This is a genomic window from Actinospica durhamensis (genome assembly GCF_018139695.1).
Classification (GTDB): Bacteria; Actinomycetota; Actinomycetes; order Streptomycetales; family Catenulisporaceae; genus Actinospica; species Actinospica durhamensis.
This window is the reverse complement of record NZ_JAGSOG010000050.1, coordinates 1-12,988: the sequence shown is the minus strand read 5'-3', so window position 1 is coordinate 12,988 and position 12,988 is coordinate 1. Positions and strand designations below refer to the sequence as shown.

Sequence of the window (12,988 nt, the reverse complement as noted above, 5' to 3'; positions counted from 1 at the left end):
GGCGCCCGGTCGCTACCAGTCCCTGGCCGCGATCAGCTCCTCGACGTCTGCGTCGTCGAATCCGTACGCCTTGGCGATCGCCGAGAAGTCCTCGGCGATCGCCTCGCGGGCCACCGTCTCGATCGCGCTGCCGGCCGCCGCGAGCTCGACTTGCAGTGCGTTGAGCTCGTCCGTCGCGTCCTGGGTCAGCGCGTAGAGCTCCTCCAGGTCGGCAGGATGCTCCGCCTCGATCCGCTCGCACGCGCCCCGCAGGATCGCCGCGGCCTTGTCCACCAGGTGGTCCGGGAAGTAAGGATCCTGGTACATGGCAGCGAGGAAGCGGTGTGCCGCCATTTCGGGGTTCGCGATCGCCATCACGCCTCCGGTGCCTACTCTGTGCCTACTCCATATGTTCCGCCATGAGTGTAGAAGCCGCTCGGTCGCCCGGACGGCGCGGCGTGCCGGTCGCGCCGGTGAACTCGGGCCAGCCGGGAGTCGCACCGGCGCCTACCATGGCCTCCACAGCCCGCACCGAACAAAGGAAGCACACCACGTTTTGGTAACCGCTCCCGAACCAGACTGCTGGCTCCACCTCGACGTCGAGGTCCGCATCTCGCACATCGAGGGTAGAGGCCTGTTCGCCCTCGCCCCCATCCCCGCCGGAACACCGGTATCCCGGATGGGCGGAACACTGGCCACCGGCGCTCAACTACAAGCCGCCTTCGACGCCGCAGCCCTCGACCCCGCCCACCCGTATATCGACACGTACACCGTGGACGACGACCTGCACCTGATCCTTCCGCCGAGGCGCCCCAACGGATACGGCAACCACAGCTGCGACCCGAACCTGTGGTGGATCGACGCCTACACCCAAGCGGCCCGCCACGACATCGCACCCGGCGACGAACTCACCAACGACTACGCCACCTCCACCGCAATCCCCGAATTCCGCATGGCCTGCGCCTGCGGATCACCCCTGTGCCGCAGAACGATCACCGGAAACGACTGGCAACGCCCGGACCTCCAGCGCCGCTATGCCGATCACTGGACCCCAGGCCTACTCAAACGCATCCGGGGTTCGAGCACGCCGACCGCGGCGCAGCCCTGACCTCGGAAGTCATCAGTCCGCATGGGTCCGGCGGATCAGCCCCATTCGCCGGTGTGGTGGGGGATGATGTGAGTGGTCGGCTGGCTCAGGGAGGGGTAGGTCGAATGGTGATCGAGGCCGGGGTAGCGGTCGGTTACATGGTCGCGTGGGCGGTGCGTAAAGGCCGCCGGGTGGCCGGTGGTGTGGACGGCGAGGTCGACGAGGTCATCGACGCCGGATTGGAGAAGCTGCACAGCGCGGTGGCCGCCAAGCTCGACCGGCATCCCGCGCTCGAGGATCTGGCCGAGGAGGTCGAGAGCGCAGGCCAGGTCAGTGAGCTGACCAGGCAGCAGGTGGAACTGGCGGTGACCGCCGCGGCGCGCAAGGACGAGGAGTTCGGCCAGACGGTGACCGATCTGATCGGCCGGCTGCGGGCCGCCGAGCAGGAACGTGGTATCTCGGTGGTGGCCGGGGCCGGGTCGAGAGTGTTCACCGGGGACGTCCACGCCGAGGCCCGCGACGGTGGTGTCGCCTTCGGCCAGGTCGCCGGGGATGTACACGTGGATCGTGGTGTGGCGGGCGGGGAGCGGCCGGACCCTTCGGAGCCGAGCCGGTCGCGCCCCTGACCGTGCCCGGCGCGACGGCGACAGGGCAGAGCCTGGGGCGTGATGGGGGCGACACCTCGTTCGGGGTGGTTCTGGGCCGGGACGGCGGGGCCGGCTTCGGATATGTCGCAGGGAACGTCGATGTGACGATCCATCATCACGAGGCCGCTCCCGGGCCGGTGCCGGGGACGGTGTATTCGGCCTATCGGCTGCAGGTGGAGCAGATCGCGCCGCCGCAGCTGCTGGACCGGGACGCCGAACTGGCCGAGTTGGCCGGATTCTGCCTGGAGCAGGCGCGCGGTCCATACGTGTGGTGGCGGGCGGGGCCGTGGGCGGGCAAGTCCGCGCTGCTGTCCACCTTCGTGCTGGACCCGCCCGCGCCGGTGACCGCGGCCGGGGTGGTGTTGGTGTCGTTCTTCGTCACCGCCCGGCTGACCGCGCAGGACACCCGGGAGGCGTTCACGACCGCGCTGATCGAGCAGTTGTGCGCCCGGCTCGGCACGGACCTGCCGGTCAGTGTGGATGAGGGCTCGAGGGAAGCCGTGTTGCTGGGCCTGTTGGCCGATGCCGCGACGAAGTGCGAGCGGGCGGGTGGCCGACTGGTGCTGGTAGTCGACGGGCTCGATGAGGACCGCGGGGTCACCACGGGGCCGGGGGCGCACAGTATCGCCGGGCTGCTTCCAGGCCGACCGCCGGCGGGGATGCGGGTGATCATCGCGGGCCGGGCCAACCCGCCGATCCCCGACGACGTGCCCGACTGGCATCCGTTGCGCGATCCGGGCGTCGTCCGCCTGCTCGCCGACTCCCCACATGCGCGGAGTCTGGAGCGTCTCGGACAGTCCGAACTCACCCGCCTGCTGAAAGGCACCCACATCGAGCAGCAGCTCCTCGGCCTGCTCACGGCGGCCCGCGGCGGCCTTTCCGGGCCGGACCTGCGCGAGCTGACCGGTGCGGATCTGGTGGAGGTGGAAGAGATCCTGCACACCGTGGCCGGGCGCGCCTTCACCCGCCGGCCCTCCCGCTGGGCACCTGAGACAGCCCCCCAGGTGTACCTCCTCGGCCACGAGGAACTGCACCACGCCGCCTGCCACTACATCGGGCCCAGCCACCTGGCCGATTACCGGGACCGGATACACGCCTGGGCCGAGGACTACCGCCACCCGGCCGACGGTAGTGCGCCATGGCCGGCACACACTCCGGAGTACCTGCTCACCGGCTATCCCCGCATGCTCGCCGCCGCCAAGGACACCGACCGGCTCACCGTCCTGGCCATCGACCCGGCACGCCACGACCGGATGCTGCAGGTGACCGGCGGCGACACCGCGGCCCTCGCCGAAGTCACCGCCTGCCAGGATCTCCTGCTCGAGCGTGCGCAGCCAGACTTCTATGCCCTGGGCATGCTCTCCCGCCGCCGTGACCGGCTCCAGACCCGCAACGCGCACATTCCCGTCGGGCTTCCCGCCGTGTGGGCGGCCCTCGGCCACCTTGTCCGCGCCGAGGAACTCGCTTGCGCCATCACCGGCCTGGACCAGCAGGTGCGAGCACTGACCAAAGTGGCCAAGGTCATGGCTACTGCGGGTGAACGCGTGCAGACCCTTCGTCTCGCCACCCACGCCGAACAGCTCGCCCGCGCCATCACCGACGTGGACAAGCAGGAATGGGCGCTGGTCGAGGTAATCGACGCGTTGATCGCCGCAGGTGAGCTCGACCGCGCCGAGCAGCTCGCTCGCAGTCTCGGCGGCTGGGGCTGGCAGGCCACGGCATTGGCCGAGATGGCGATGGCGATGGTCGCCCGGGGCGAGTTCGCCGATGCGGAGCGCCTCGCCGACAGCATCGACGACCCGGCTCGGCAGGCGCGGGCACTGGCCGAAATGGCCAGGCCGCTGGCCGCTGCGGGTGAACACGTGCAGGCCCGCCGTCTGGCTACCCGCGCCGAACAGCTGATCGGCCGCATCATCGTCCGCCCCGTCATCGATCCGGGCGGGCAGGCGTCGGCGTGGAGGTGGGCTCTGGGGCCGACGCTGGCCGAAGTGGTCAAGGCGATGGTCGCTGTGGGTGAACACGTGCAGGCCCTTCGTCTCGTCACCGGCGCCGAACAGTTCGCCCGCGCCATCACCGACCCGGTCGAGCAGGCATGGGCGCTGGCTACGGTGGCCACTCTGATGGTTGCCGCAGGCGAATACGACCGCGCCGAGCAGCTTGTCCACAGCGATACGAGAAGCTGGGGCGCGCGAGCGTGGGGGTTGGCCGGCGTGGCCGCGGAAATGGTCGCAGCAGGCGAGTTCGCCCGGGCCGAGCAGCTCGCTCGCACCGTCACAGATCGGGACGAGCGAGCACAGGTGCTGGCTGCGGCGGCGAAGGCGATGGTCGACGCGGGGGAACGCGAGCAGGCCCTGCGGCTCGCGAACTGTGCCGCGCAGCTGGCCGGTACTGTCGGGAGCGGTTCGTCCCCACGGGCATGTACGCTGGCCCGGGTAGCCGCGGCGTTGGTCGCCGTAGGCGAACACGAACATGCCGAACAGCTCGCCCTCACGATCTCCGGCCCGCACGACATGTTTTGGCAGCTAGGCGACGTGGCTGCGGCGATGGTCGCTGCGGGCGAGCATGACCGCGCCCACAGGCTCGCCACCGCCATCACCGGCCCACAGCACCAGGCGCAAGCGCTGACTGACGTCGCGTCGGCGATGGTCGCCGTAGGCGAGCACGACCACGCACGTCAACTCGCCATCCGATCCGAGCAGCTCGCCCGGACCCTGGCCAACCCATATCGGGAGGCGTGGGCACTGGCCCGAGCGGCAGTGACGATGGTCGCCGTAGGCGAATATCACAGTGCTGAGCAGCTTGCCGGCACCATCGCCGACCCGGACAGCCATCCGTGGGAGCTGGCCGCAGTGGCGAAGGCGATGGTCGCTGCGGGCGAGCTCGCGCGTGCCGAGAAAATCGTTCACACCATCACAGACCCGGACGAGCGGGCACAGGTACTGGCCGAGGTGGCCAAGGCGATGGTCGTCGCGGGTCAACACACACAGGCCCGTCTGTTCGCCACCCAAGCCGAGCAACTCGCCCGCACGCTCACCGACCCGGACCGACAGGCTCAGGTCCTTGCCGAAGTGGTCACGGCGATGGTCGCCGCCGGGGACCACGACCGCGCTCGTCTGCTCGCCTCCCGTGCCGAGCAGCTCGCTCGCGGCATCGCCGACCCGGACCGGCAAGCGGGGGTGCTGGCCGCAGCGGCCAGGGAACTGGTTGCCGCAGGCGATTACGACCGCGCCGAACGACTTGCCCGCGCGGCCGCCCTGGGCCGCCAATCGTGGGTGCTGGCCGAAGTGGCAGAGGCGATGGCCGCCGCAGGTCAGCTCACCCGTGCCGAGCAACTCGCCCACGCCGTCAGCGACCCGGACCAGCGGGCAATGGTGCTGGTCAAAGCAGCAGCGGCGCCCGCTGCGGGCGAGTTCGCCCGCGCTGAGCAGCTCGCTCGCGGCATCGCCGACCCGTACGATCAGGCCGGGGCGTTGGCCAACGTGGTGATGGCGATGGTTGCCGCGGGCGAACACGACCGCGCCGAGCAGCTCGCCCGCACCATCACCGACCCGGATCGACAGGTGCGGGTGCTGACCGAAGTGGCCAAGGCGATAGCCGCCGCGGGCGAACACGATCGAGCCTGTCTGCTCGCCGCCCACGCCGAGCATCTCGCCGACGCGTTCACCGACCGGAACCAGCGGGCGGTGGCACTGGACCGCGTAGCCACGACGCTGGTCGTCGCCGGAGAGCACGACCGTGCCGAGCAGCTCGCCCGGACCATCACCGACCCCGACCGACAGGCAGAAGTCCTCGTCGACGTGGTTACAGCGATGGTCGCCGCAGGCGAGCTCGCCCGCGCCGAGCAACTTGCTCGAACCATCACCGACCCGGACCAGCAGGCGTCGGCATTGACCGAAGTAGCCAAGCGAGCCGGCCTACCGCGAGCCGGCAACCTGCTGGCACGCGCATTCGCACTGGGATGGTGGCTGACACCGTTCCCCGTCTTGGCATGGCTGTACCCGCACCAAGCAGCCCGGATCGCCGACGCGGCGTATACAGAGTTCGAAGGCAACCTGGAGCAGACGGCTGAACCCGTCTGATGCCGTGCCGTGCAGCCGCGTGACGAAAAGGAGAGCGAGAAGTGCTGTCGGTTTCGCTGAGCGTCCCCATGACGGGCGAGGCTCCGCGGTTCGCGTTCGCCTACGCTGCGGAGACGCTGCTCGAAGCGGTGTTGACGACGGAGGGGGGCCGTATTCGCCCGAAGCATTCCGCACCCGCCGGAATGAAGTGGTGGATCAGTACCAGCGCCGCGTCGCTGAACACGGAAGTGGCGCAAGAGCAGGATCCCGACTTCAACATCGACGCGGCGTACGCGGAGTTCGCCCGGGCATCGTGGGACGGGTTTCTCGATTTCCTCTCGGGAATGCCCTACACGGAGGCGCTCTTCATCGTTCGCCTCAGTGAGGCCACAAAGAAGCGTATCGAGTCATATGCGCAGCTGAGGATGATTTACGGGACGCACGGGCTTGCCGGGCCGGGGATCGAGGCGCGTCCCGGGTCCGGGTTCCACACCTTCGACCTTTCCTACGACGGCGAGGGCCGGCCGACCGAGGTGTTCGACCTGGGCGCCGATGCGGGGTGGGCGGCCGGCTTCGTCGCCGCGATGGCGCAGCGGTTCCCGGTGACGTTCGCGTCGATCCTCGACGAGGAGCCCTCCTACGGCTCGACGGGTTGGGACGCGGCCTGCGGGATCATGAGGCACGACTCCCTCGCGCAGAGCCGGGAGTACCTGCGCGGGTACGAGTGGATCACCTATGTCCCAGCGCTGCTGCTCGACAAGATCGGCGGCATGACGGCGGCTTCGGCGAGCGGCGTGTTCCACAGCGTGTGTGAGCTACCCGGTGGCCTGGTGGAGTTGCGGGCCACCGAGGAGCCGGCGGCCTACGGCCTCAGACAGGTCCGCGCTGTGCACGAGTATCTCGCCCCGCTCCTGCCTCCCGGCGAGCCGCAGCCCCCTTATCGGCCGCGGCGCACCCACTTCATCCCGCAGGCCGCGCATCTGTGGGACTAAGGGCCGCTCCTGCGCTACTCGCCCTCGGATTGGGTGGTGCGCCCGTGCCCATGCTCGTGGCCGCTCCCGTGCTCATGGCCGCTCCCATGCTCGTGCTCGTGGCCGTGCTCGTGCTCGTGGCCGTGCTCATGCTCGTGCCCGGGTGCGGCCTCGGGTGCGCCGCCCATCATCTTGAGCATCATCATCCCGCCGGTGCGTAGGAAGCGGACGACCAGGACCGCGGCGAGGAGCAGGAAGGCGATATTCAGAAAGGTGGTGTAGTCCCAGCTCACACCGCCCTCCGGGATCTTCGCCTCGGCCTGCGACGGGATCAGGCCGAGGCCGCCGAAGACGAGTTCGACCACGTATCCGGCGAGGACCATCGCCACATAGAACGTGGCGGCGAGGAACGCGGCCATCCGCAGGCCGTAGTACTTGCGGTAGATCGAGAGGATCGGTGCGATCAGCAGGTCGGCGAAGATGAACGCGACCACGCCGCCGAAGCTGATGCCGCCCTTCCACAACACCACCGCCAGCGGCACGTTGCCGATCGAGCAGACGAACGAGACGACCGCGACCAGTGGCCCGATCAACGGCCCCCACAGCTTCGCCGCGAGCGGGTGGCCGGCGAAGAAGAAGCCGCGCCAGAAGGAGTCCGGCACCCATGCCGCGATCGCCCCGGCGATCAGCAGGCCGCCGACCAGGTCGCGCAGGATCGCGGCCCATTCCATCACGAACACGTGCGACACCGAGGTCAGGCCCTTGCCGGAGAACAGTCGCCGGGTGAACGGCCCGTCGCCGCCGACCGACATGTCCATGGCCGCGTGCCCCTCCATGGAACCCGCCACACCGCGCTCGGCCTGGGTGCGCGCGTCGCGCAAGAGCCGGTCTCGCAGGAGCAGCCGGAACAGCACTGCGAGGACCACGATCATGATCGGGCCGCCGGTGAACTCAGCGAGAGTGAACTGCCAGCCCATCAGCAGCGCCAGGATCACCCCGAGTTCGACCACGAGATTGGTCGAGGCGATCTCGAACGCCATCGCCGCCGTGAAGTTCGCCCCCTTGCGAAACAGCGAGCGCGCCAGCGCCACCGCCGCGTACGAGCACGAGGACGACGCCGCGCCCAGCGCCGAGGCGATCGCGAGGGTACGAGGCCGGTCATCGCCCAGCACGCGGGCCACGGTGGACTTGCGCACCACCGCCTGCACGACGGCCGACAGGGCGAAGCCGAGAATCAGCGCCCAGGTGATCTGCCAGGTCATCGACCCGGTGATGGCCAGCGCATGCCCAATCGCGTGCATGGGCGCACTCCCTTCCCAACGGCAAATTCGACAGCCATCGCCGTAATCTTATACCCCTCAGGGGTATTTCATCGAAATGATCGCCCGTCACATCAGCAACACTGCCCCGAAACGTCGCACCCGCAGTGCTCAGACATGTCAATCTTCGATGAGCCTCTTCACCGTCTATCTCTATACAGATAGAATAGGGCTGTGGAGCCCATCTCTCGCATGACGGATGCGACCCTGGATGTGCTTGAGGCGCTGATGGGGCCGGACGATCAGTTATACGGACTGAAGATCGCTCAGCAAGCCGGGCGAAAGACCGGCGTGGTCTACCCTGTTCTGGCGCGACTCGAGGATGCCGGCTGGGTGACCAGCGAATGGGAGTTGGACACACGCGGCGAACGCGGTCCCCGGCGACGCTTCTACCGGCTCAGTCCCGACGGCCTCGGGGCGGCGCGTGCCGCGCTGGCCGAGCGTCGTGGCGCTGCGTCCCAACGTCCTGAGCGCGTGTCGAGACGTCGGCCGGTTCTGCCGTTTGTTGCCCTCGAGGGTTTGCGAGGGCAGCGATGAACGCGGCTGAAGTGGCGGGCTTCGTGGTCGTCGTCGTGATTCTGCCGGTGGCCCTGAACGAGAGCGCGGAGCTTTCGGGCTGGCTTGCGAAACGGCTTGTGCGCTGGGGAGCCCGCCGCCTCGGTGCGCCCGAAGAGATCGCGCGATATGAAGAGGAATGGCTTGCCGATCTCGCCCAGGTTCCCGGGAAGATCACCAAGGTGGGTTATGCCTGTGGCGTGCTGATGTGGAGCGTGCCCCGCCTGCGGTCGCAGGTGCGTCGCCGGGCCGCGAAGCAGGCCAAGCCGGCCGAGAAGGCTCGCCGGGCCGAGAGCGTGGCAGAGGTTTTCCCTCCGATGCTGCATAAATTGCTGGTGGCGGTGATTTCTGGTGGTCTCAGCCTGGGGACTGCGCTGCTGTCGCCGGACTCCTCGATGATCGAGGCGTTGATGATCTCGATCATCATCAGCGGTGTAGCCCTTATCGTCGACTACTTGCGAGAAGTCGATGATCGGCTGGCGTCGATCTCGAGTCTGATGCGCGGCGTTCCGGGTTCGGTGGAAGTACGCGCGGAGGTCGTGGAGGCTTCGGGTCCGATTGCGGCTGAATCCACCTCTGCTGCACTGCGGAGCTCTGATCGCGGACGGCCCCCGCGCGGTGAGCGCTGAGGGAACGCGGTCGGAAAGATGTCATCGCGCAGCGTAAGGCTGGGGCGGAGGGTCGCGCTGTCCGTGCCGGTCGGAGTACTGAGCTTCGAGTGCACGCTGATATTTTCGAATACATCCTTAATTCAGGCACTGATCATCTCGCTGGTGATCGGCGGCGCCGTGGTGGTCTCGGCTTACGTGCGGGAGTTCAACGGCCGGCTGGCGTCCCTGGCAGACTTGGTGAGCGGGGAGCAGCTCGCGGCGGAGGAGCGCGAGGATGCCGCAGGCCTGAAGGATTCTTCGGCACGCGACTCGAGCGCACAATCGGACTGAAGTGGCTTTATTGCAAAAGTACTGAGCGTGGCCCAGGCGCTCATTAACCCCGCACTTCCAGCCCGATCGCACCCAGCCCGTCGGCCAGGACCGACACATCCGCTCCCGGGTTGAGCCGCGCGATGACCTCGGGTGTGAGCTGCTTGAGCCCGTAGACCTGCTGCACGGCCTCGACGTCGATCTCCGCCCGGTAATTGTCCCGGGCGAACGCGCCGTACCCCTCGGCGCCTCCGCACAGGACCTCGAACAGCCAGCCGGCCCCGCCGTCCTCGCCCGGTCGAGTCGGCGCCATCGGCGCCCCACATGCCCAACCGGCGGCCCCCCGCTCGCGCCAGAAGCACACCGTCGCACGCATCGTCGGCCCGTCCGGGTCGCAGAACGCCGGTTCGTCAACGAGGGCGCGGAACGCCTCGGGCATCCCGTCGAGCAGGCCTGGCCACAACGCGAGCGGATCGCACCGGTACGGGCTCATCTCAGACTCGTGATCGAAGCCGAACGCCCAGGCCCCGTCCGGCGTGAAGACGATCGAGTACTCATCGCCCGCGCCGTTCAACATCGAAGCCCTCTGCCACGACGGCCCCCACGTGGCCTCGAAGGCGAACTGCCGCCCCCACCTGCCCGGGTTCAGGATCACCTCGAGCGCGGCCATCGCTCGGCACCGGTCTCGGACCACGTCGATGTCCGGAAGGCGGGCAATCAGATCATGGACTGACACGCCGTACATCCAATCAGCTCAGGACGGAACACCGCTGCTACTTCACGGCAGAGCGGCCACCGAATCCAGATGGTGCTACCGCTGCCCCAGCGCCACCCGGCTGTCCGGGGTTGGCGGCGCATTGTCGACACGCGGGCGAAACCCCCTCGCGAACCCCCTCGCAGCTGCAGCATACTTCGATGACGTAAATCAGCAGTCCACCATCGCCAACTGCGGATGAGTCGGAAGAAGGAGGCGCTGCATGAGCGAAGCGTTCTACTCGCGTGCGCGGCTGTACGACCTCATGTTCCCGGGCGGCGGGCCCGCCGTCGACTTCTACCGAGCCGGCGCCGATCGGCAAGGGGGGCGCGTGTTGGAACTCGGGTGCGGTACCGGGCACAAGCTGATCCCCATCGCGTCCGACGGGCATCCGTGCGTCGGCCTGGACCTCTCGCCAGACATGCTGGCCGAGGCTCGGCGCAAGGCGGACGAGCGCGGTGTGGCCGTGGAATGGATGCAGGGCGACATGCGGGCCTTCGACCTGGGCCGCACCTTCGATTACGTGTTCATCGCGGCCAATTCCCTGCTGCATCTGCACGAGGCCGAGGATCTGGTGAGCTGCTTCCAGTCGGTACGAAGGCACCTGGCACCTGGAGCGCGGTTCGTCTTCGACGTGTTCAACCCGAGCGTGCGCATACTCGCCGATGCGGATGGCGTGCGGCGCACCCGGGAGTCGTTGTCGTTCGTGGATCCTGAGCGTGGCAACGTGAGCGTCGATGTCGCTGGAATCTACGATGTGCCCGCGCAGGTCATACACGAGACCTGGTATCTCTCGACTGACTCCGAGCCCGATTTCGTCGTCGCGCCGCTCGAAGCCAGGAGCATCTTCCCGCAGGAGCTGCCGCTGCTCCTCTCGCTCGGCGGCCTTCGGCTTATCGAGCGGTTCGGCGACTGGTCGGGTCGACCATTTGCCGTGGGATCGCCGCTTCAACTCTGTATCTGCGAGGCGTGACGGTAGTGCGTCTGGACACACGCTGCCCCGACCGGCCGGTACCGCTGCGATCAATACCGCAGCGATCGGTACCGCCGCGATCGGGGCGAGCGTGCATCTGACGGGCCTACCGTCCGTCGTCGGCCTTACGCCCTGGCCTCACTTGAGGTGCCGGGCGAAGAAGGCGGCGCCGGATTCAGCCGCTGACTGCGGAACGCCGGTGTGGCCCCCCATGTTGGCGCACAGGGTCTTCTCCTTGGACCCGAAGGCGTCGAACAGGTCCAGGGCCGTCTGCCGGTCATTGCCCTCGTCGTCCCACTGCAACAGGACGTGCAGCGGAACGGTGATCTGGCGGGCCTCCTCGAACGTGGCCCGGGGCACATAGCTCCCGGCGAACAAGTCGGCCGCCACGATGCGCGGGTCGAGCACCGCCAGCCGGATGCCCACGGCGATCAGACCGCCCGCGAACCCGACCGGGCCGCCGACCTCCGGCAGCACGAGCAGGGCGTCCAGGGTGGTCTGCCATTCCGGGACGGCCTGCTCGACCAGCGGCAGGACAAGCCGGTCGACGATGTCGTCACTGACGGATTCGCCCGCGGCCAAGGCCTGCCGCAAGTCGGCGCGCGCCTGGGCGACACCGTCGAGACTGGGCCGATCTCCGTTCCCGGGGAGCTCGATGGTGGCCGCAGCGAACCCGTTCGCCGCGGCGGACCGGGCCCGGGCCGCCAGCCGCGGGTACATCCTGTCCAACCCCAGTCCACCGGGGTTGCCGAGCAGGATCAGCGGCGTCGGCATCGGCGATGCTGGCGTCCACAGGATGCCGGGGATCTCGTCGAGGGTGAAGCGGCGTTCGAGGATGTCGCCGTCAAGATGCTGTTCAGAGGTGAACTGCATGGTCGTGCCTTTCGGGAGTGCAAGGATGGCGCTCCCGGACGACCTATCGCCCGACCGTGACCCCGGAGGAGAGCACCCACGTCGATATCGCGTTCACGGGTACCACCTCCTCATCATCTCGCACGGTCTCCCGAACTCTAGCAGCGACCGCCCGTGGACGCCGAACGGGTCCCTGCCGCTGGCCACTGGTCACGATGCCGGGAATCGAATCGAGCCACACGGTTCCTGTTCCCCTATCAGGACGACGAGGACATGCCCTTCTGCGAGCTCGGGATCGCATCCGGGCCGCTGGAAGCGCTCGAGATGGCGGAGTCGCTGACCGGGGCGGTCCGCAGCAGATGGATGAACCGCGGCCTCGGCATGGACGAGCCCACCCGCGCTCACGATCCAGAAACGCAGCGCGGCCTGTTCGTGGGCGATCGGGTGCGCTGCTCTCAGCCGTTGAAACCGAGCCTCCAGGAGAAGCACCCTCATCCGGTGCTTCTCCTGGAGTGCCGCCGTCACCCACCACGTCTGAAACGTCGAGCCAGCGGAACGTCGAGCTAGCAGGACATCAAGCTAGCGGGAGGTCGAGCTAGCGGTAGTTTGTTAACTCGGGAGGTAGAGGTGCATGCCGTGGCCCGCGGTGACGGCTTCTATCAGTGCTTGTAGTTGCGGGGGTGGTGGCGCGTTAGACCAGGCCTGCCACCAGCGTTGGAGCGTGATCGAGGGGGTGAGCCAGGCGCGTACCTGTCTCAGCGCTCTGGGCCAGGAGACGGTGCGCGCCGGTACGGGAGTGTGGCTCCCCCCTCTCCTCGTCCTGGGTTTCCGGCGGGTCCGCCTCGGACCGCGGTGCATCCTCGGGTGCCGGTT

13 protein-coding genes are annotated in these 12,988 nt (G+C 68.3%); 9 read left to right on the top strand and 4 right to left on the bottom strand.

What is annotated here, in order from left to right:
* Positions 1-12 precede the first annotated feature (12 nt).
* Positions 13-354, bottom strand: a complete 342-nt coding sequence (locus KDL01_RS12960) for a DUF5713 family protein (protein ID WP_212528697.1) — start codon at positions 352-354, stop codon at positions 13-15.
* On the opposite strand from KDL01_RS12960, the gene KDL01_RS45895 reads away from it, so the two are divergent.
* From KDL01_RS45895 to KDL01_RS12940, 4 genes are all read left to right on the top strand, one after another.
* Complete coding sequence (locus KDL01_RS45895; protein ID WP_368861556.1) at positions 305-1,087, top strand: SET domain-containing protein; 783 nt, start codon at positions 305-307, stop codon at positions 1,085-1,087. The genes KDL01_RS12960 and KDL01_RS45895 overlap by 50 nt on opposite strands.
* A 104-nt stretch (positions 1,088-1,191) precedes the next feature.
* Positions 1,192-1,692 (top strand): zinc ribbon-containing protein, encoded by a 501-nt coding sequence (locus tag KDL01_RS12950; RefSeq protein ID WP_212528695.1) that lies wholly within the window; start codon positions 1,192-1,194, stop codon positions 1,690-1,692.
* 122 nt (positions 1,693-1,814) lie between these two features.
* On the top strand, positions 1,815-5,792 hold the full coding sequence (locus KDL01_RS12945) for a P-loop domain-containing protein (protein WP_212528694.1): 3,978 nt from the start codon (positions 1,815-1,817) through the stop codon (positions 5,790-5,792).
* A gap of 41 nt (positions 5,793-5,833) precedes the next feature.
* The gene (locus tag KDL01_RS12940) at positions 5,834-6,763 is read left to right on the top strand and encodes a hypothetical protein (protein WP_212528693.1); all 930 of its coding nucleotides are present in this window, start codon (positions 5,834-5,836) and stop codon (positions 6,761-6,763) included.
* A gap of 14 nt (positions 6,764-6,777) precedes the next feature.
* Here the strand turns inward: KDL01_RS12940 and KDL01_RS12935 are convergent, their stop codons facing one another.
* On the bottom strand, positions 6,778-8,043 hold the full coding sequence (locus tag KDL01_RS12935; RefSeq protein WP_212528692.1) for a permease: 1,266 nt from the start codon (positions 8,041-8,043) through the stop codon (positions 6,778-6,780).
* A 192-nt stretch (positions 8,044-8,235) separates the two neighbouring features.
* On the opposite strand from KDL01_RS12935, the gene KDL01_RS12930 reads away from it, so the two are divergent.
* From KDL01_RS12930 to KDL01_RS12920, 3 genes are all read left to right on the top strand, one after another.
* Positions 8,236-8,598, top strand: a complete 363-nt coding sequence (locus KDL01_RS12930; protein ID WP_212528691.1) for a PadR family transcriptional regulator — start codon at positions 8,236-8,238, stop codon at positions 8,596-8,598.
* Positions 8,595-9,245: a hypothetical protein gene (locus KDL01_RS12925; protein WP_212528690.1), complete on the top strand. Its 651-nt coding sequence runs from the start codon at positions 8,595-8,597 to the stop codon at positions 9,243-9,245. The genes KDL01_RS12930 and KDL01_RS12925 overlap by 4 nt, the downstream gene beginning before the upstream one ends.
* Positions 9,246-9,308: 63 nt before the next feature.
* A complete protein-coding gene (locus KDL01_RS12920; RefSeq protein WP_212528689.1) occupies positions 9,309-9,557 on the top strand; it encodes a hypothetical protein in 249 nt (82 codons plus the stop codon).
* Positions 9,558-9,600: 43 nt separating this feature from the next.
* On the opposite strand, the gene KDL01_RS12915 is transcribed toward KDL01_RS12920, so the two are convergent.
* Entirely contained in the window at positions 9,601-10,206 is a 606-nt protein-coding gene (locus KDL01_RS12915; RefSeq protein ID WP_212528688.1) for a hypothetical protein, read from the bottom strand.
* 307 nt (positions 10,207-10,513) lie between these two features.
* Between KDL01_RS12915 and KDL01_RS12910 the strand changes: the two genes are divergently transcribed.
* The gene (locus tag KDL01_RS12910) at positions 10,514-11,263 is read left to right on the top strand and encodes a class I SAM-dependent methyltransferase (protein ID WP_212528687.1); all 750 of its coding nucleotides are present in this window, start codon (positions 10,514-10,516) and stop codon (positions 11,261-11,263) included.
* 138 nt (positions 11,264-11,401) lie between these two features.
* On the opposite strand, the gene KDL01_RS12905 is transcribed toward KDL01_RS12910, so the two are convergent.
* Positions 11,402-12,136, bottom strand: coding sequence for an alpha/beta hydrolase (locus KDL01_RS12905; protein WP_212528686.1), 735 nt, complete (start codon positions 12,134-12,136; stop codon positions 11,402-11,404).
* A 153-nt stretch (positions 12,137-12,289) separates the two neighbouring features.
* On the opposite strand from KDL01_RS12905, the gene KDL01_RS12900 reads away from it, so the two are divergent.
* Positions 12,290-12,682 (top strand): hypothetical protein, encoded by a 393-nt coding sequence (locus KDL01_RS12900; RefSeq protein WP_212528685.1) that lies wholly within the window; start codon positions 12,290-12,292, stop codon positions 12,680-12,682.
* Positions 12,683-12,988 lie beyond the last annotated feature (306 nt).

Excerpts from the sequence above, each read along its gene's own strand:
- KDL01_RS12950 (WP_212528695.1), top strand. The coding sequence starts at position 1,192 with ATGGTGATCGAGGCCGGGGTAGCGGTCGGTTACATGGTCGCGTGGGCG.
- KDL01_RS12915 (WP_212528688.1), bottom strand. The coding sequence starts at position 10,206 with ATGGCCGCGCTCGAGGTGATCCTGAACCCGGGCAGGTGGGGGCGGCAG.
- KDL01_RS45895 (WP_368861556.1), top strand. The coding sequence starts at position 305 with ATGGCAGCGAGGAAGCGGTGTGCCGCCATTTCGGGGTTCGCGATCGCC.
- KDL01_RS12910 (WP_212528687.1), top strand. The coding sequence starts at position 10,514 with ATGAGCGAAGCGTTCTACTCGCGTGCGCGGCTGTACGACCTCATGTTC.
- KDL01_RS12925 (WP_212528690.1), top strand. The coding sequence starts at position 8,595 with ATGAACGCGGCTGAAGTGGCGGGCTTCGTGGTCGTCGTCGTGATTCTG.
- KDL01_RS12935 (WP_212528692.1), bottom strand. The coding sequence starts at position 8,043 with ATGCACGCGATTGGGCATGCGCTGGCCATCACCGGGTCGATGACCTGG.
- KDL01_RS12905 (WP_212528686.1), bottom strand. The coding sequence starts at position 12,136 with ATGCAGTTCACCTCTGAACAGCATCTTGACGGCGACATCCTCGAACGC.
- KDL01_RS12960 (WP_212528697.1), bottom strand. The coding sequence starts at position 354 with ATGGCGATCGCGAACCCCGAAATGGCGGCACACCGCTTCCTCGCTGCC.